This window comes from Phaeobacter sp. JH20_26 (assembly GCF_048056275.1).
Taxonomy (GTDB): domain Bacteria; phylum Pseudomonadota; class Alphaproteobacteria; order Rhodobacterales; family Rhodobacteraceae; genus Phaeobacter; species Phaeobacter bryozoorum.
This window is the reverse complement of the sequence record NZ_JAYMWL010000009.1, coordinates 198,631-216,038: the sequence shown is the minus strand read 5'-3', so window position 1 is coordinate 216,038 and position 17,408 is coordinate 198,631. Positions and strand designations below refer to the sequence as shown.

Below are 17,408 nucleotides of genomic sequence, written 5' to 3'. Positions count from 1 at the left end.
GGATGTGCTGAAGGATGAGGGCGACCGCGGTATATGGCAGCGCTCAGGGTGATGGCACAGAAAAACCCCCGGCCGCAATGACGACCGGGGGATTAGGAAGGCGATATCCAACTACGGGAAGTAGCTGCGCACCAAAGCACTCGCGATAAGGCTCCAGCCGTCGGCAACGACAAAGAACGCGAGTTTGAACGGCATGGACACAACGGCCGGTGGGACCATCATCATACCCATCGACATCAGAACCGCCGCGACCACCAGGTCGATCACCAGAAATGGCAGAAAGACAAGAAAGCCGACCTGAAACGCGCGGGCGATTTCTGACAGCATGAAGCTGGACACCAAGGTCGACAGCGGCGCATCGGCGGTTGGGTCAATACCCGCAGTGGCCGGGCGTAGATCCGCTATCGCGTAGAATGTATCGGGATCAAGGCGCGCCGCCATGAAGACACGGAACGGCTGCAAAGCACGTTCAAGCGCGGTTTCAACATCCAGCCGTTCCTCGATCAGCGGATTGATCCCGGTGGTCCAGGCCTCGGTAAAGACAGGCTCCATGACGAAATAGGTTAGAAACAGCGCGAGGCTGATCATCAACATATTCGGCGGCGCCTGCTGCAAACCGATGGCCTGCCGCAGGATCGACAAGACCGTCACAAGAAACGGAAAGCATGTGATCATGATCAGCAGCCCCGGCGCGAGGCTGAGGACGGTGATCAGCAGGATCAGCTGGATCGAACGGGCGGAGATTGACTGACCATCGCCCAATGACAGGCTGAGATCCTGCGCGCTTGCAGGGTCCGGCAGACCGAGGGCCAGCATAGCCGCCAGCGCGACGGCAAAAAGGGCAGTGCGTGTCATCCCAGGCCGCTTTGCAAATCCGCGATTTCCGTCAGGCGCACAGCCAGTTGACCTGCTTGCTCGCCTTCCAGCTCTTCCAATTGGCCTCTGGCGACCAGGCGGTCGCCGACATAGAGATCCACGGGATCCTCCACCCGTTTGTCGAGCGTCAGAATCGCGTTCTCGCCCAGGTTGACAAGATCACGGATCAACGGCCGCGCCTTGCCGACCGATACGACGACCTCAACGGGTACCGACACAAACGGATTGCCTGCATCGCCAGATTTCCGGTTCATTTCAGCAGACTTATCCATATTTGCTGTCCTCTGTTATGTGAAAGGAGAAGGCCTCGATCGAATCCTGGATAGAGTCGATCAGGGCCGAGCTGTTGATTTCCCGCTCAATGCCGCCGACCTTGAGATAGGCTTGACCCGGGCTCAGGATGACATCCTCGCGCACCTGAACCGGTACAGCAAAACTCTTGGTCAGAAGCGCACGCACCGTCGCCCCCTCGCCGGGGGAGACGACAATATTGATCGCTTGATCCGCCTGGCTCTTGGCCATGTCGGTGAGCTGATCAACTATGTGATGTCCAAAGCTCGCAGCCATTGCGTCGGGCAGGACAGCGCTTGTCAGAACCTTGAACATCGGATCCAGCGATTCGAGCAGTTGCGTCTGCGCCTCGTGGAAGGTGAAGCTGAGATCTTCGAGCGAACTGGCCAGTTCCGAGGAGACATGCTTGCTCTCCTTGTCCTTGGCTGTCACCGCATCATCCCAACCGGCGCTGTAGCCCTTTTCGTAGGATTCCAGACGCTGTTCTTCCAACAATTCCTCGTTGACTTCGACAACCGGCACCGCCGGTGTATCCATGGCAAAATCTTCAAGAAGATGGGCAATGGTCATCAGGCTCTCTCCTCATTTTCTTCCAGCCAGCCGCGCAGAATCTGAACAGTTTCCTCCTGGCGTTCGCCAATCATCGAGCGCAGGCGATCAACGGGGTTGTCGCTGCCACCGCCAAGGGCAGGCAGGCCACCCATATCGCCCAATCCGCTCATGTCACCCATGCCCATGCCGCTGCCCATGCCCATGCCACCCATGGGTTCGAACTGGCCGGTTTCATTGTTCTCGATCTCACCATCCAGCGCGAGATCGGCGCCGAGGTTCGGATTGGACATGAAACCGCCTCCGCCAAGTGCCGGCAATTCGTCCATGGCGTCGCCTGTCGGTGCCCCCAGGGCCGGAACGCTGGCCTGGTTCGAAAGGATCGGACGAATGACAAAGAGACCAAGGATCAGCGTCACCAGTGCCAAGGCAGCCATCTGGATAAGCGACATTGCATCCAGATAGATGTTGTCAAAGATGGAGGCGCTGACAACGGTTCCTTGCGGCTCTACCGTAGGCATTTCCATCGATTTCAGCGTAATGACATCCCCGCGCTCCTCGCTGAAGCCAACCGCGGCAGAGATCAGCTCGCGCAGCGCGCCAAGCTCTTCTTCCGGGCGGGGTTCCATCACTGTTTCGCCGGTTGCCGTGGTTGTCTGGACGCCATTCAGCAATACAGCAACGGTCAGTCGTTTAATCGCACCCGGTCCACGCAGAATCTCTTTTTCTGTCTCAGAGATTTCATAGTTGACCCGTTCACGAGTGGCACTGGTGCTGGCTTTCGACCCGTCGCCAGAGGCCCCGTCTCCGTCCGGGATATTTGACGCAACCGTCACTTCGCCAGATTGGTTCTGAGACGAATCCGCGCGTTCTTCCACGTCGGTGCTGATTGCGACACGGCTTTCGGGATCAATGCGCTTTTCCCGGATGGATTCGGTATCTGTTACCGTTTCGACGCTGACTTCGACCACAGCATTACCATGACCAACGCGCGCTTCGACCAGGCGCATGACCCGTTCGCGAATCGACTGCGAGCGATCATCCGTACCCGCGCCAACAGCTGCGGCGGCCTCGGGCGAGCCGATCAGGGCGCCATTGGCATCGATCACCGCAACATTCTCCACCGCGAGACCTGTCACGGCAGAGGAAATCAGAAACCGAATCGCATTCGCCTGGGCCGGCGTGATGGGCGAGCCCATCGGGACAACCGACACAGAGGCAGTCGGTTCGGCCGTGCGCTGGAACGGGTTCGAGCCCGTATTGGCAATATGCACCCTTGCCTGGGTCACATGCGGGCTGGCCACAATCGTACGGGCCAATTCCCCTTCTTTTGCGCGCCAATAGGCGGCGTCAAACATCTGTGATGTTGTTCCGAAGCCGCTGAGCGAATCGAGCAGCTCATATCCGCGTCCGCCGTTTGCCGGCAGGCCTTCGCTTGCCAGTGTCATGCGAAGTTCGTCGCGCGCAGAGGCCGCAACGTAAATTGACCCCCCGCGGACTTCATATTCTGTGCCGCGCTGTTCAAGCGCGCGCACCACATCCCCAGCCGAGCCGCTTTCCAGCCCGGCGTACAATAATTGCATCGTGGGTGTATTCGCCACACGGGACATCGCCAGGACGCTGAGAATCACGATCACCGTGGCCCCCACGGCAATCAGGCGCTTTCGCGTGTCCAAACCTGCCCAGACATTCTTGATCTGCTGCACATTAACCTCCGTAGCACCGGCATTCTGTCCGATGTGCAACCCTTTTGCCGGATTGCCCTTAACATTCGGTTAGTGTCCGCAAGCTAAGAAGATGAGGCACGACGTATTAGGGATAGTCATGACAGACGCTGTAGTAGACACAGAACAGGACGCCCCGGCCAACAAGAGCAAGCTGCCCCTTATCATTGGGGTTGTTCTTGCGCTTGCTGGTGCCGGTGGGGGATTCTTCGCTGTCCAGTCAGGCCTTCTTCCCTTTGGTCAGAGCGCAGCCCCAGAAGGGGTGGATGCGACCGAAGTGGCGCCAGAAGGCGTGGACAACGGTGAGACGGCGGAGGATATCGCCAATCTCGCCTTTATCGAAATGGAACCGATTGTGATCACCTTGCGCAAGGCAAGTGGGCTAAAACACCTTCGATTCCGCTCTCAGCTGGAGGTTGATCTCGCCCATCGGGCCGAGGTCGAAAAAATCCTCCCGCGTGTTGTCGATGTTCTCAACAGCTATCTCAGGGCACTGGAACTGGAGGATCTGACCGATCCGATGGCCTTGCCGAAACTGCGCGCACAGATGCTGCGGCGGATCAATATCGCAACCGGCCAGGGCCGGGTGCGTGATCTGCTGATTATGGACTTCGTATTGAACTAGGAGAACGGGATGGAACTGATTGCAGATATCCTGCTTGCGGCCGGGGCCATGGGGGCAGGCTTTTATTGCCTGGTGCTCTCGCGACGGCTGAAGCGTTTCAACGACCTGGAGAAAGGTGTGGGAGGAGCGGTTGCCGTGCTCTCCGCCCAGGTCGATGACCTGAATAAATCACTGCTGGCAGCACGCCATGTATCGGATGGATCGAGCAAGGCTCTGGACCAGCTGACCGGCCGGGCCGAATCGGTTGCACAACGCCTGGAACTGATGATGGCATCCATGCACGACATGCCCGAAGTTGCGGCGCCTGAGCCTAAGGCACAGGCACCCGAACCCGCAGCTGCCGAAGAAAACGACGCGCTCGCCGCCGCTTATCAAGCCGACGCCGAGCCAGAAGCGGCACCGGAACCTGAGCCTGCAAAACCTGCAGGGCTGATGTTTGTCCGCCACAACCGTTCGCAGGGCCGGGTAGCATAATGGCCAAGACAGCACAGACCAAAGCCCCGAAGGCAAAACCAAAAAAAGCAACGCGCATGAAGCGGACACGCAGCGGTGCGCTCATGATGCTGGCCTTCTTGCTGATGGGATCCGCTATTGTGCGCCTCGGGCTGGAGGCAGGACCGGCGATCGCCCGGGAAGTTGCAAACCTGCAGGACGAATCGACTCTGAAGGATGAGCCGAAAGGCACCTTGAACGGTAAGTCGATGCCGTCATCGGCAGAGCTCCAGAACATGCTGGCGGCCTTTCAGGAGCGCGAAGCTGCACTGTCTGCGCGCGAGGCCGAGATTGAAGATCGCATGAAGGCGCTCGAGATCGCAGATGATGCAATCGAACAGAAGCTTGTTGCGCTGGAACAGGCGGAGGAAGAGCTGAAATCGACACTGGCTCTCGCCGATGGTGCAACAGAAGGGGATCTGACGCGTCTGACTGCGGTCTACGAGCAGATGAAACCCAAGGAATCAGCAGCGCTGTTTGAGGAGATGGATCCGGCATTTGCAGCTGGTTTCCTCGCGCGCATGCGCCCTGAGGCAGCCGCAGGCATCATGGCCGGGCTCAGCCCGCAGGCAGCCTATACAATCAGCGTGGTCCTGGCGGGTCGCAACGGGTCTGTTCCAAAGGAGTAAGCAAGCGCTGCTCCTCAGGCTTTTTTAACGTGAATCGCCTAAACTTGTAGAAACAAACGAAATTCGGAGTGGACCTAATGCTCGGTATTGTAGGCATCGTGGTTATCTTTGTCATGGTGTTCGGGGGATATCTCCTGGCCGGTGGTAAGATGACAATTATCATCAAGGCCCTGCCGTTTGAATTCATGATGATCGGCGGCGCCGGTATCGGGGCCTTTCTGATCAGCAATGACATCGGCGGCGTAAAACACACGCTGAAGGACATGGGCAAAGTGTTCAAGGGTCCCAAGTGGAAGGCCGACGACTATCGCGATCTTCTGTGTCTCTTGTTCTCTCTGATCCGGATCGCGCGGGCCAATCCCGTTGAGGTCGAACAACATATCGAGGATCCCGAGAACTCATCGGTCTTCAACCGGTATCCCAAGATTCTCGCCGACAAAGAGGCGGTGAACCTGATCAGTGATACCATGCGGTCCGCCTCGATGAACTATGACGACCCCCATCAGGTGGAAGAGGTTCTGGAAAAGCGCATCGAGGCAAATCTTCATCACGCGCTGCATTCCAGCCATGCGCTTCAGACACTTGCAGACGGGCTGCCCGCGCTTGGGATTGTTGCGGCGGTTCTCGGGATCATCAAGACGATGGGCTCGATCGACCAGCCCCCGGAAGTCCTGGGTAAGCTGATTGGTGGCGCGCTTGTCGGGACATTCCTTGGCGTTTTCCTGGCCTACGGTCTGGTTGGCCCCTTCGCCGGCAAGGTGAAGTCGGTAACCGAGGAAGATGCGCATTTCTACTCCCTCATCCGAGAAGTTCTGGTGGCAAATCTGCACAATCATGCCGCAGCGATCTGCATCGAAGTCGGACGTCAGAACACCCCGTCGCATATTCGCCCCGGCTTCTCTGAGCTGGAAGACGCGTTGAAGTCGGTGAAACAGGACGCAGCATGATGTGGCGCGCGCTGACCCTTGCAGCATTTACCCTGGCTGCGGCATCTGTGGATGCCCAGACGGTGGTCGCCCGTTCGGGAGAGCATGACGGGTTTTCCCGGCTGGTCATGCGGCTTCCAAATGGCGCGCCATGGTCGCTGCGTCAGTCAGGCCAATCGGCGCAGGTGGTCATTGAAACGCCAACAGTGGTGTTTGATACATCCCGAATCTTCGATCTTATTCCGCGGACGCGCCTGCAATCTGTGTCGCAGGCCGACCCCGGACAACCGCTAAACCTACAGCTTGGTTGCGCATGTGAGGTGACCTCCTTCGTGCAGAAGGACGGGTATCTGGTGATCGATATCGCCGATGGCCCCGCCGGGGCCGAGCGGCGTGTCATCGCAGGCTCGCCCTTGCCTCTGTTGCCCGGCACGTTCAACAGCGCAGGCTATCGCTTCAATCTAGCGGCGCGCGCCGCTGCTGATGCACGCGCCGCACTCGATCTGGCCGGCGTCACGTCCGGCAGCTCGGCCCGGCCCAATCCGGTACAGCGCCTCCCCGTGGCTGTGGCGGACGCCCCATCAGCCGTGGTGCTGCCCCTTAATCTGAACCGGACACCCCGCACAAACACTGAAGCAAATCCTGCCGGGGGCACAAGTGTTGCCGCCGCGCCAGCCCCGGAACCAACACCGGTCCCGGTACAGGTTGATACCGATATGCTGCTCGACCTGTCAGAAACGGAGCGCGCAGCCACAGTCAACGAATCTGAACAGCGGCTGTTGCAACAGATCAGCCGGGCAACCAATCAGGGCCTTCTGGAGCTTGTTGGTGTAGAAGTTCACGATGGTCCCGCCGGACATATCCTTGACCCGCTGAGCAGCCGTGATCGCCCTCTTAATCCGCTGGACCAGATCTCTGTCACGTCCTCCGTGGATCGCGAAACCGGCCTGGTTGCGCGCCGCTCAGGCGATTCCAATCAGCCGACACACTGCTTGTCGAGCACACAGCTTGCCATCCATGAATGGGGCACTGATGAGCCATTCTCTGACCAGATATCACCGCTTCGGGCTGAACTGGTGCGTGAATTCGACGATGTCGATCCGGCTGCCGTCCTAACCTTGGCGCGGGCCTATCTCTTTTTCGGGTTCGGTGCTGAGGCACAGGCGATCTTGCGTATGATGCCGTCTGGCGCAGCGGAACATGATGATGCCGTCGCGCTGACCGCGATGGGGGCTGTGCTGGACGGTCAGGACCTTGGCGTAAACCACGCCTTCGCCGGGCAACAGGTCTGCGACAGCGAAGTGGCGCTCTGGGCAGCGCTGGCCGATGGCACGATCAAGAAAAACGCAAAGACGGATGCAATCCAGCAGGCCTTTGCCAAGCTGCCACCACATTTGCGGGTCCAGGTCGGTCCGCGGGTCAGCACACTTTTTGCAAAGGCCGGTGACCCTCATCTGGCGGGCGCCACGCTGCGTTCGGTTGATCGTACCGGCGTCGACCACGTGCCCGAAATCAATCTGGCCGAAGCCGAAATCGCCAAATTGGAAGGTGACGTCGAAACCGTGGCTCAGGAGCTGACGGAGGAGGTCGCGGAGCGGACGGAAAACGCCCCCCGTGCCTTGATTGAGCTGATTGATCTCAGCTTTGCCGAGCGCTCTGCGCTGTCGCCGGATGTCCCGGATCTTGCCGCGTCCTATGAGGTCGAGAATCGCGATAGCCCACTGGGCATGGACTTGCGCCGCGCCGTGGTCTCGGCATTGGCCCTGACCGGCCAGTTCCATGACAGCTTCAACGAATTGGATGCCTTGAGCAGACGTGATGGTCCTGCAGCGCGCACTGCCGCGCTGGAACCGCTTCTGACATTGCTGACGGAACGCGCAGATGATGTGACATTCCTGCAGTATGCGCTGGTCATTGCGGCCAATGGTACCCCGGCCGAGGTAGCTCCGATTGCCGATATCGTGGCTCAGCGGCTGCTTGATCTCGGGTTTGCACAGCAGGCACAGTCGATCCTGAAGAAGCTCGCCATGGAACCCGGCAACGCCAAACGACGCCTGCTTCTGGCCAAGGCAGCACTCGCGATGGACAAACCGCACTCCGCGCTGGTGGAGCTGATGGGGCTGTCCGGGTCTGAAGCAAATAAGCTGCGCGCCGAAGCGCTGTGGCGAAACGGTGAATATGCAAGAGCTGGCGAATATCTTCTTGAAGAAGACGAAGAGGATGCGGCGGCGCGCGGTTTCTGGCACTCGGAAGATCGCGAGAATCTTGCAACCATTGATGCTGATGTTGCGCAGCAGTTTGGCGGAGTCGCGCGGGTGACGACACAGATCGAAGAAACTGCAAAAGAACCAAGTGGTTTGCCGCCCCTAGCTCATGCGAGGGCCCTGGTCGAAAGCAGCGAGGGAACACGCGGCGGTATTGCCGATCTGCTGCAGAAGGTGACGCGGCAGCCAGAGCTTTCCGAAGACGGATCATAGCTGACAACGATCTTTTCTGCCACGCTGACAGATACCAGGACCGCCTCACCGGCGGTCTTGGCGCATCTGATGATAACGGTTTGTCAATGCTCTGGTCTTAGGCTCGGACTTAGGGTGAATCCTCATTTGGACAGGCAGAATGCCGAAATTGAGCTTTCTTTTCAGACAACAGCGGCGATGTGCCCGCTGCACAGTCAGTTTGCCAGTATGGTCTGCGCTTTTTTGTGCGGCGCTGGGGCTATTGGTGTTTTTGAAACCGCAGACCGGACATGCGTCCTCGCCGCAGGTTTCGGCGTTATGTGATCTCGCCGCACGGCGCGCGGCACGTGATCAGGGCGTGCCACTGGACGTTCTGCGCGCGATTACCAGAACGGAAACCGGTCGTGGCGGCAAACAAGGGCTTCAGCCATGGCCGTGGACGGTCAATATGGAAGGCGCCGGTAAGTGGTTTCAGACTGAAGATGAGGCGAGAGCCTATGTCTTCTCGCACTTCAAGCGCGGCGCGCGCAGCTTTGATGTCGGGTGTTTCCAGATCAACTTCAAATGGCATGGTCAGGCGTTCGACTCGATTGACCAAATGTTCGATCCACTTGCCAATGCGCAATATGCGGCGCGCTTCCTGCGCGAACTGCATGATGAATTCGGCGATTGGTCCCAGGCGGCCGGCGCCTATCACTCGCGCACGCCGACCTATGCAAATCGCTATACAGCACGTTTCGATCGAGTTCGGGCTGATCTGAAGCCAGTCGAGACCGTTGCCGCGCTGCCGGTGGAGCGCAAACGGGCCACCTTCTCCGCCCCGCAACCGCTCGCCATGCTTCACAATCCCTCACCGCTGATCACCCAAGGCGCAGCGCCCTCCGGCGAAGCTCGATTGGGCTCACTGGTCCCATTAACGGGCAGCGGCGCATCCGCGCAGGCTCTCATTGTACTGAAATAAGGGCTGAATTTCCGTGCCAAATATTGATATACAAAAACTGTTCAGCCCCACCGTGCTGCTCGCACTCGCGCTGATGGCGATTATCGTGATGATGATTCTGCCGATGCCAGCCTGGGTTCTGGATATCGGTCTCGCGGCTTCCTTCGGGCTTGCGATCCTGATTTTCACAATCACCTTGTTTATCGAGCGGCCTCTGGATTTCTCATCATTCCCGACGATCCTGCTGGCCTCTCTGATGCTGCGGTTGTCGCTGAATGTATCATCGACAAAACTGATTATCGGTCAGGGCCATACCGGCACCGATGCCGCAGGCGGGGTGATCGAGGGATTCGCCCAGTTCGTCATGGGGGGCAGTGTATTCCTTGGCCTCGTTGTCTTTGGGGTGCTGTTGATCGTGAACTTCATGGTCATTACCAAAGGTGCAGCGCGGATGGCCGAGGTCGGCGCCCGCTTTGCACTGGACGGGATGCCAGGCAAGCAGCTGGCAATCGACAGCGACATGTCGGCCGGCGCCATTGATCACGCCACAGCGCGCGAGCGTCGCGAGGTGGAACAACGCGAAACAACATTCTTCGGCTCTCTGGACGGTGCGTCCAAATTCGTAAAAGGCGACGCAATCGCCGGCCTGCTGATCACCCTGTTGAACCTGATCATGGGCCTGATCATGGGCGTGCTTGTTCACGACATGCCGGTTGTTTCCGCATTTGAAACCTATGCGATCCTGACGGTTGGCGATGGTCTGGTCTCTCAGATCCCCTCGGTCATCATCTCGATTGCGGCAGCTCTCTTGCTGGCCCGCGGCGGCGCGACGGGCTCGACCGATATCGCGCTGGCCGATCAACTGGGCAAACATCCGGCCGCTCTGGCGACAGTTGCCGTGCTCATGTCGCTGTTTGCGCTGGTTCCGGGTCTGCCGTTTATCCCCTTCATGGTGGGCGGCGCTGTACTGGGATACACCGCCTATAAGATGAGCAAGAACATGAAGGACCGCGAAGAAGCGGATATGGACGAGCGGATCGAAGAAGTCATGGAGCCGAAGGAAAACCGGGCGCTGGGTGACATCCTCGATCTGGACGACCTGCACCTTGAATTCGCACCGGATCTGGTGAGCATGGTTCTGGATGCCGGGACCGGGCTGGATGCCCGCATTGCCAATATGCGGACGCATGTGGCAACCACCTTTGGGCTTATCCTGCCGGAGATCCGCCTGACGGATGAGCCTGAGCTGATGACCGGCACCTATGTGATCAAAGTGCAAGGGGTGGAACAGGTGCGCGGCATTCTGCATCCCGAAATGGTGCTCGCGTTGATGCCCGACAATCACGCAGCCCTGCCGCCCGGCACCGATGTGACAGAACCTGTCTATGGTGCACCTGCGCGTTGGATATCTTCGAAGAGCCAGGAAGATGCAGCGCTCTCAGGAGCCACAATCGTCACCGCACCGGAAATTCTGGCCACCCATTTGCTGGAAGTGATCAAGCAGAACTTCCCGCGTCTGCTGACGCTGAAATCCCTGCGCCGTCTGCTGAACGAAATGACCGAGCTGACAGATGATTTCCGCGCCGAGGCAAATCGCAAACTGCTGGACGAACTGGTGCCGGACAAGGTGCCGATGGACACGTTGCACAGCGTCTTGCGTCTGCTTCTGGAGGAGCGGGTGTCCATCCGCAACATGCCTCTCATTCTCGAATCGATTGCCGAGGCACGCCTCCATACCAACCAGCCCGAGATCATCTGTGAGCATGTGCGCCAACGTCTCGGTTTCCAGCTGGTTGGTGAGATGAAGCGCGAGGATGGAACCATTCCGCTGATCCAGCTGGCCCCGGAATGGGAAGAGACCTTCTCTACCTACCAGATCGACGCTCAGGGTGGCGCCGTCGATATCGCGCTGCCGCCGGATCAGTTCAACCGACTGGCCGAGGGGCTGAGCGACCGACTGAACAGCACGACCGAACAGGGTGTTTTTGCAGCGGTTGTTACCTCGACCCGGCGTCGTCGATACCTACGGACAATCCTGAAATCACGCGGCATCCTCAATCCGGTTTTGTCTTTCGAGGAAATCGGACTTGAGGCCAGACCTGCCTTGGTAGGCATGGTTCCGGCATGAGCATTGGCTTTCTGCCGCCTGAGTTGGTCGCCCTTCTGGGCGCCGGCTTTTGGCATGGGGCCATCGTCTTTCTGCGGGTTGCGGCCATGGTGTCCGTACTACCCGCCTTTGGCGAAAAATATGTCCCGGTGCGGATCAAACTGGCCATTTCGCTGGCGTTCACATTTATCGTGGCGCCGGCCTTGCCGTTGCTGCCGGAACCGGCCAGCCCGCTGCATTACGCCAGTCTCGCGCTGAGTGAAGCCGTTGTTGGTCTGGCCCTCGGGGTCGCGATCCGCATGTTTGTTCATGCAATCCAGATCGCCGGAACAATTGCCGCGCAGTCGACGTCTCTCGCACAGGTTCTGGGCGGTATCGGTGCCGAGCCAATGCCCGCTATTGGTGCCGTCCTGTTGATCTCGGGATTGGCGCTGGCGGTCATGTTGGGTCTTCATATCCGTGTGGCTGAATTCATAATCTACAGCTACATGATGTTCCCGGTGGGTGAATTCCCGGCGGCATCCGGCCTGTCGGATTGGGGTGTACACCGTGTTTCGCGCGCCTTTGCGATGGGGTTCTCTCTCGCTGCACCGTTCCTGATCGGCTCGATGGTCTACAATCTGACACTGGGTGTCATCAACCGCGCCATGCCCGCGCTGATGGTGGCCTTTGTCGGTGCGCCGGTGGTTACCTTCGGAGGTCTCGCAATCCTGATGGTTGCCAGCCCAATGATCTTGGATATCTGGAGCACCGCGCTTATGAGCTTCTTTGCCAATCCGGGTGAGGGGATGCCATGAGCGACGACGACTCAGACAAGTCATATGAACCAACACCGCAGAAGCTTGAGAAAGCACGGAAAAAAGGTGAAGTTCCAAAATCTACCGACCTGTCGGTGGCGGCGTCCTATCTCGGGCTGATCATCGCGATTTACGTGTCGGGGGCAGACGTTGTCGCCGAAATCGGCACGATATTGATGTCGTTTCTCGATCAACCCGACCGGCTGGCAGAATTATTCTTCAACGGCGCCGGCACCGTGCCGGTTGGCGGGATCATGATGGCTGTCGGGACCTCAAGTCTGCCGATCTTTATCGTCCCTATGGCCGCTGTTTTCCTGTCCATTGTCGCCCAGCGGGCCCTGGTTTTTGCTCCCAGCAAGCTGGAGCCAAAACTCTCAAAGATCTCGATCATTTCCAACGCCAAGAATAAATTCGGGCGTTCGGGCCTTTTTGAGTTCTTCAAGAGCACCGTAAAGCTGATCCTCTACTCGGTCTGCATGGGTGTCTACCTGAACTATCGGCTGCCGGATATGATCGCGTCTTCTGCCACCGGCGCTTTTGTCGTCGTGATGATGATGGCGCAGCTGGCATTGGAGTTTCTCATCCTCGCGCTGATCATCGCGCTGGGTATTGGTGTCATCGATGCCGCGTTTCAGCAGGCAGAGCACAATCGGAAAAACATGATGTCCCGCCAGGAAATCATGGACGAAAGCAAAGAGTCCGAAGGCGACCCGCATCTAAAGGGCGCCCGCCGACAAAAGGCCCATCAGATTGCCATGGGCCAGGGCGTCGCAGATGTGGCAAAGGCAGATGTCGTTATCGTCAACCCGACTCATTACGCTGTCGCATTGAAATGGGACCGCGCACCAGGACAGGCGCCTGTCTGTGTGGCCAAGGGGGTGGATGAAGTCGCTGCTATCATTCGCGAAGTTGCAAATGAGAATGGTGTCCCGATCCATAGCGATCCGCCGACCGCGCGCGCCCTGCATGCCGCGGTTCAGATCGGCGAGGAAATTCACGAAGAGCATTATGCGCCGGTTGCCGCCGCGATCCGCTTTGCGGAGAACATGCGCCAACGGGCCAAGGGGATGGTGTGATGAAGCAGAAAATGCTCGATCAGATGGCCGATGTGACCGAAGCCCTGTATCTGCAGGAACATGCCAAGGTAAAGCCGGTTCTGGATGCGGAAGCCCGCGTGCGCGGCCAGCTGACTAAGCTGGACCAGCAGATCAAAGACAGCCGCGATCTGGCCAGCTCCGACCATGCAATGAAAGCGCTTGGTGCCGATCTTCTGTGGCAAGGCTGGCATACCCGCGCCCGTCGAGAGTTGAATATGGAACTGGCGCAGATCACGGCACAGAAACTGCGGGCAATGGACAATCTGCGCAAGGCATTCGGTCGCAAACACGCGGTGGAGACAATGGCGATCGAAGAGCGCCTGAGGATCAAGAAAGACAAGGCGCAAAAACTGCACAATCGCCTGATGAATATGGACTGAGCCACCTGACACAGGATGGCATCCAAGAGAAAGGCCGGTTCAAAATGAACCGGCCTTTCTCTTTTCGGTAGTGCATTGGTCAGACGTCTTGTCGCGACATCTCTACAATCAGGACGTCATAGATATCTTTGCCCAGTTGTTTCTGCGCGGCCTCACGCAGCGCGGTCCGCAGCGGTGTCAACATGTCGGATCGGGTGAAGGCCCCGCGAAAGCCACCCATATTGGCATGATCGAACAGAACCTGCAGAAAGATATCCCGCAACTTGGGTTCATAAGCGTGGATCTTCTCGTTCATGCCAGCCTTGGTTTCCAGGCTGAGCGACACCACCACCAGCGAGGACAGCTGTTCGCGCTCGACAACGGGAACCACGAACTGGTTCGCCATCTTGATGTATTCGCGCTGCTCTTCCTCATCACCCGGCAGCTCCGGAGTGATATCCTCGGCATGTTCGCCGCTATCCTCAGCGTGATCTTCTGGGGCCGGTGCCGGAGCCATCATGATCCCGGCGCCGATACCTCCGGCAGTTCCGACCAGCAGTAGAATGACAGGCAGTAGTTTTGACAGCATGTGCAGGCCTCAGAATGGCAGGATCACGTCCAGCACCTGCTGGCCGTAACGCGGTTGTTGGACATCAGTGATCTGGCCGCGGCCACCATATGAGACCCGCGCGGACGCGATCTTGTCGTAGGTGATCTCATTTTGACGGCTGATATCGTCGGGGCGGACATAACCGGTCACCAGCAATTCGCGCATCTCAAAGTTGACGCGCAGCTCCTGCGTACCGTTGATGGAGAGAACACCGTTCGGCAGGACATCGACCACAGTCGCGGCAACCCGCAGTTCCAGTTTCTCACTCCGTTTCACGGACCCTTTGCCACCCGAGCTGCTGCTGCTGCCGATATCGACGGCATCAGCCATCGTGGCACCGTCCGGCAATTTCCGGTCAATCCGCTGCGGCAGGCCCAGCAGCTGCGGCAGCGCCAGGCTCTCGGACCCGGAGCGGGACCGTTTGGTGTCGTTTGAAATTTCGGCCTCTTCGTCAATCTCGATGACGACCGTCAGGATATCGCCCCGTTTGGTTGCCCGCCGATCCCCAAGCAGCGACTGACGCGAGCCGCTCCAGAGCGAGGCCTGGTCGACCGGACGCTGTGTCTGGGTATCGACCGGCAGCCCCTGAAACAGCATGGCGACATGCTCGGGCGATTCATTTGCCGGGCTGAACGTGGGAGGCTTGCCAACATGGTCGAGCCGTCCGCAGGCGCTGAGCATGATCACACCAGCAAGGGCGGATTTTGCCAAATAAATTCTATTTTTCATCAGTTTACCTCAACTGTTCCATCTGCGGCGATCCGCCCGCTGATGGTTGTGCGTGACGACAAATTCATGACACGTATGGCCTCTCCATCTGCGCCACGGCCAAGCGAGCGGCCCTCGGCGAGGATGGTAAGTCCACCACGTTTGAAACGAATGGTGACCAGATCATTGCGATCGACGATGGCCGGAGGGCCGACATCACCGGGACGCATCGGCCGCCCCGCATAGAGTGCCACGCGCGCCTCCTGCCCGATCACGAGAGCAGGATCTGAGATCGCGCCCAGCACCTCGGCCTGTTTCAGAACCAGATCCTCGGCCGTCACGATTTCCTTGGCGCGGATGGTGCGCACGGGGACCAGTATATCGGCCCAGACAGGCTGGGCGCAGAGCAGCATCATAATGGCGAGGATCGGTTTCATCAGCGGACCTGTGTGGTTGCGCCCATCATCTGATCGACGGCAGAGATGACCTTGGCATTCATTTCATAGCCGCGCTGCGCTTCGATCAGCTCGGTGACCTCGCGCACGGCATCGACGGAACTGGCCTCCAGGTAGCCCTGGCGCAGAGTACCAAGACCATTCTCGCCGGGCGTCGCCACGCTGGCTGCGCCGGAGGCTTCGGTTTCGACAAAGAGGTTGCTGCCCAGCGCTTCGAGACCCTTGGGATTGGAAAAGCCGGCAAGTGTCAGCTGTCCCATCAACTGGCCTTCGGCGGCCTCGTCGAAATAGGCGTAGACCTCGCCCTCGGCATTGATCGACACATTGCGTGCATCGGTCGGGATGGTGATATCCGGCGACACGGTGAACCCGTCGGAGGTGACAATCAACCCTTCGGCCGACCGTTTGAGCGCGCCATCACGGGTGTAGGCGGATTGGCCGGACGGCAGGGTAACCTCCAGATAGCCCTTCCCGTCAATTGCGACGTCCAGATCGTTGCCGGTCTGGGTCAGGGCACCCTGGGCCAGGTGAATGGAAATCGCCGAGGCACGCACACCAAGACCGACCTGCACACCGGTTGGCAGCACGGTTCCATCAGAGGCATTTACCGTGCCGGCCCGCGTCACCTGCTGATAGTGCAGGTCCGCAAACTCCGCACGCCGTGCGTTGTAACCAGTGGTATTCATATTGGCGAGGTTGTTCGAAATCGTCTCTACACGCAGTTGCTGCGCGGTCATTCCGGTTGCGGCGATCTTGAGGGCGCGCATGGGGGTACTCCTACGACTTAGTCAGGTTTTTGATGGCGTTGCGGACACGTTCGTGTTCGGTCTCAAGAAAGCTCTGGCCCATTTCATAGGCACGCTGAATCTCGACCATGCGGGCCAGCTGAGAGATGGCATTGACGTTGGAGCCTTCGAGAAAGCCCTGAAGCACGCGCGCTTCTCCGGCCACTTCGATTTCTCCATCAACACGGAACATGACCCCGTCTTCACGGACCATCTGGTAATTCTCTTCCGGCTTGAAAATGCCGATCTGTCCAAGGGCGCGACCGTCCGCGCTCAGCGTGCCATCGGCGCCGAATTTGATCGACTTGGCATCCCCCGGAATGAAGACCGGCGCCCGGCCCGCATCCAGAACCCGATGGCCATCCATAGTGACGAGATCGCCTTCGGCGTTGGTTGAAAACGCCCCCGACCGGGTCAGGCGCTCACCCATCGGAGTTTCGACCATGAAGTAACCGTCGCCTTCAATAGCGAGATCGAGGTCACCGCCGGATTGGGTCAGCGCCCCCTGTGCCATGGAGGTGTTACGGATGTTGGCCCGCCCCATCGACAGGGATTCCTGGCCGGGGGCAGACTGGATGAACTCCGAGAAGATCAAGCCTTCAGCCCGGTAGCCGGTGGTGGCGGAATTGGCGATATTGTTTGCCACAACACGCATTTCGCGCATCAGACCGGATTGGCGGGACAAGGTGGTGTAACCGGTGTCTCCCATTACAGACCTCCTGAAATCAGCGGCACAACGTGCCCATCAAAAAAGGCGACCAGGGTTTGCGTCATGAACCCCATGGTCATCCAGAAAACGACAAGAATGGCGGTAAGCTTCGGGACAAAGGTCAGGGTCATTTCCTGCACCGATGTCAGAGCCTGAAACAGGCCGATCGCGAGGCCGACGACCAGCGCGACCAGCAGAACCGGCGTCGACATCATGACCGCAGCCCAGAGAGCCTGGCGCAGAGTGTCGTAGAAAAGCCCTTCGCTCATCATC

The 17,408-nt window shown here is 58.8% G+C and carries 20 protein-coding genes; 10 read left to right on the top strand and 10 right to left on the bottom strand.

Annotation, left to right across the window (positions count from 1 at the left end; translation table 11 throughout):
* Positions 1–111: 111 nt before the first annotated feature.
* Genes fliP through fliF form a run of 4 tightly spaced genes read right to left on the bottom strand, consistent with a single transcriptional unit; the run spans position 112 to position 3,422 of the window.
* Complete coding sequence (gene fliP, locus VWY60_RS04460) at positions 112–855, bottom strand: flagellar type III secretion system pore protein FliP (RefSeq protein ID WP_340547042.1); 744 nt, start codon at positions 853–855, stop codon at positions 112–114.
* Positions 852–1,148, bottom strand: a complete 297-nt coding sequence (locus VWY60_RS04455) for a FliM/FliN family flagellar motor switch protein (protein WP_040175044.1) — start codon at positions 1,146–1,148, stop codon at positions 852–854. The genes fliP and VWY60_RS04455 overlap by 4 nt, the downstream gene beginning before the upstream one ends.
* A complete protein-coding gene (locus tag VWY60_RS04450) occupies positions 1,141–1,737 on the bottom strand; it encodes an ABC transporter ATP-binding protein (RefSeq protein WP_340547043.1) in 597 nt (198 codons plus the stop codon). The genes VWY60_RS04455 and VWY60_RS04450 overlap by 8 nt, the downstream gene beginning before the upstream one ends.
* Positions 1,737–3,422: a flagellar basal-body MS-ring/collar protein FliF gene (fliF, locus tag VWY60_RS04445; protein ID WP_416534390.1), complete on the bottom strand. Its 1,686-nt coding sequence runs from the start codon at positions 3,420–3,422 to the stop codon at positions 1,737–1,739. The genes VWY60_RS04450 and fliF overlap by 1 nt, the downstream gene beginning before the upstream one ends.
* A gap of 118 nt (positions 3,423–3,540) precedes the next feature.
* On the opposite strand from fliF, the gene VWY60_RS04440 reads away from it, so the two are divergent.
* From VWY60_RS04440 to VWY60_RS04395, 10 genes are all read left to right on the top strand, one after another.
* Positions 3,541–4,065, top strand: a complete 525-nt coding sequence (locus VWY60_RS04440; RefSeq protein ID WP_416539916.1) for a flagellar basal body-associated FliL family protein — start codon at positions 3,541–3,543, stop codon at positions 4,063–4,065.
* Between the two features lie 9 nt (positions 4,066–4,074).
* Entirely contained in the window at positions 4,075–4,539 is a 465-nt protein-coding gene (locus VWY60_RS04435) for a hypothetical protein (RefSeq protein WP_416534389.1), read from the top strand.
* Positions 4,539–5,186, top strand: coding sequence for a hypothetical protein (locus VWY60_RS04430; RefSeq protein WP_340547047.1), 648 nt, complete (start codon positions 4,539–4,541; stop codon positions 5,184–5,186). Before VWY60_RS04435 ends, VWY60_RS04430 begins: the two co-directional genes overlap by 1 nt.
* Before the next feature lie 77 nt (positions 5,187–5,263).
* Positions 5,264–6,133 (top strand): flagellar motor stator protein MotA, encoded by an 870-nt coding sequence (gene motA, locus VWY60_RS04425; protein WP_340547048.1) that lies wholly within the window; start codon positions 5,264–5,266, stop codon positions 6,131–6,133.
* Positions 6,133–8,589 (top strand): hypothetical protein, encoded by a 2,457-nt coding sequence (locus VWY60_RS04420; RefSeq protein ID WP_416539923.1) that lies wholly within the window; start codon positions 6,133–6,135, stop codon positions 8,587–8,589. Before motA ends, VWY60_RS04420 begins: the two co-directional genes overlap by 1 nt.
* A 139-nt stretch (positions 8,590–8,728) precedes the next feature.
* Positions 8,729–9,529: a transglycosylase SLT domain-containing protein gene (locus tag VWY60_RS04415; RefSeq protein WP_416539915.1), complete on the top strand. Its 801-nt coding sequence runs from the start codon at positions 8,729–8,731 to the stop codon at positions 9,527–9,529.
* Positions 9,530–9,542: 13 nt separating this feature from the next.
* A complete protein-coding gene (gene flhA, locus VWY60_RS04410) occupies positions 9,543–11,636 on the top strand; it encodes a flagellar biosynthesis protein FlhA (RefSeq protein WP_416534387.1) in 2,094 nt (697 codons plus the stop codon).
* Positions 11,633–12,412: a flagellar biosynthetic protein FliR gene (locus VWY60_RS04405; RefSeq protein ID WP_416534386.1), complete on the top strand. Its 780-nt coding sequence runs from the start codon at positions 11,633–11,635 to the stop codon at positions 12,410–12,412. Before flhA ends, VWY60_RS04405 begins: the two co-directional genes overlap by 4 nt.
* Positions 12,409–13,488, top strand: coding sequence for a flagellar type III secretion system protein FlhB (gene flhB / locus VWY60_RS04400; protein WP_416534385.1), 1,080 nt, complete (start codon positions 12,409–12,411; stop codon positions 13,486–13,488). The genes VWY60_RS04405 and flhB overlap by 4 nt, the downstream gene beginning before the upstream one ends.
* Positions 13,488–13,889, top strand: a complete 402-nt coding sequence (locus VWY60_RS04395; RefSeq protein WP_416539914.1) for a hypothetical protein — start codon at positions 13,488–13,490, stop codon at positions 13,887–13,889. The genes flhB and VWY60_RS04395 overlap by 1 nt, the downstream gene beginning before the upstream one ends.
* 79 nt (positions 13,890–13,968) lie before the next feature.
* Here the strand turns inward: VWY60_RS04395 and VWY60_RS04390 are convergent, their stop codons facing one another.
* Genes VWY60_RS04390 through VWY60_RS04365 form a run of 6 tightly spaced genes read right to left on the bottom strand, consistent with a single transcriptional unit; the run spans position 13,969 to position 17,407 of the window.
* The gene (locus tag VWY60_RS04390; RefSeq protein ID WP_416539913.1) at positions 13,969–14,457 is read right to left on the bottom strand and encodes a flagellar basal body-associated FliL family protein; all 489 of its coding nucleotides are present in this window, start codon (positions 14,455–14,457) and stop codon (positions 13,969–13,971) included.
* Between the two features lie 9 nt (positions 14,458–14,466).
* Entirely contained in the window at positions 14,467–15,207 is a 741-nt protein-coding gene (gene flgH, locus VWY60_RS04385) for a flagellar basal body L-ring protein FlgH (RefSeq protein ID WP_340547055.1), read from the bottom strand.
* Positions 15,207–15,623 carry a flagellar basal body P-ring formation chaperone FlgA gene (flgA, locus tag VWY60_RS04380; protein WP_340547056.1) on the bottom strand — a complete coding sequence of 139 codons (417 nt, stop codon included), beginning with the start codon at positions 15,621–15,623 and terminating at the stop codon, positions 15,207–15,209. Before flgA ends, flgH begins: the two co-directional genes overlap by 1 nt.
* Positions 15,623–16,408 carry a flagellar basal-body rod protein FlgG gene (gene flgG / locus VWY60_RS04375; RefSeq protein ID WP_340547057.1) on the bottom strand — a complete coding sequence of 262 codons (786 nt, stop codon included), beginning with the start codon at positions 16,406–16,408 and terminating at the stop codon, positions 15,623–15,625. The genes flgA and flgG overlap by 1 nt, the downstream gene beginning before the upstream one ends.
* 10 nt (positions 16,409–16,418) lie before the next feature.
* Positions 16,419–17,135 carry a flagellar hook-basal body complex protein gene (locus VWY60_RS04370; protein WP_340547058.1) on the bottom strand — a complete coding sequence of 239 codons (717 nt, stop codon included), beginning with the start codon at positions 17,133–17,135 and terminating at the stop codon, positions 16,419–16,421.
* Positions 17,135–17,407: a flagellar biosynthetic protein FliQ gene (locus tag VWY60_RS04365; RefSeq protein WP_340547059.1), complete on the bottom strand. Its 273-nt coding sequence runs from the start codon at positions 17,405–17,407 to the stop codon at positions 17,135–17,137. The genes VWY60_RS04370 and VWY60_RS04365 overlap by 1 nt, the downstream gene beginning before the upstream one ends.
* Between the last annotated feature and the right edge of the window lies 1 nt (position 17,408).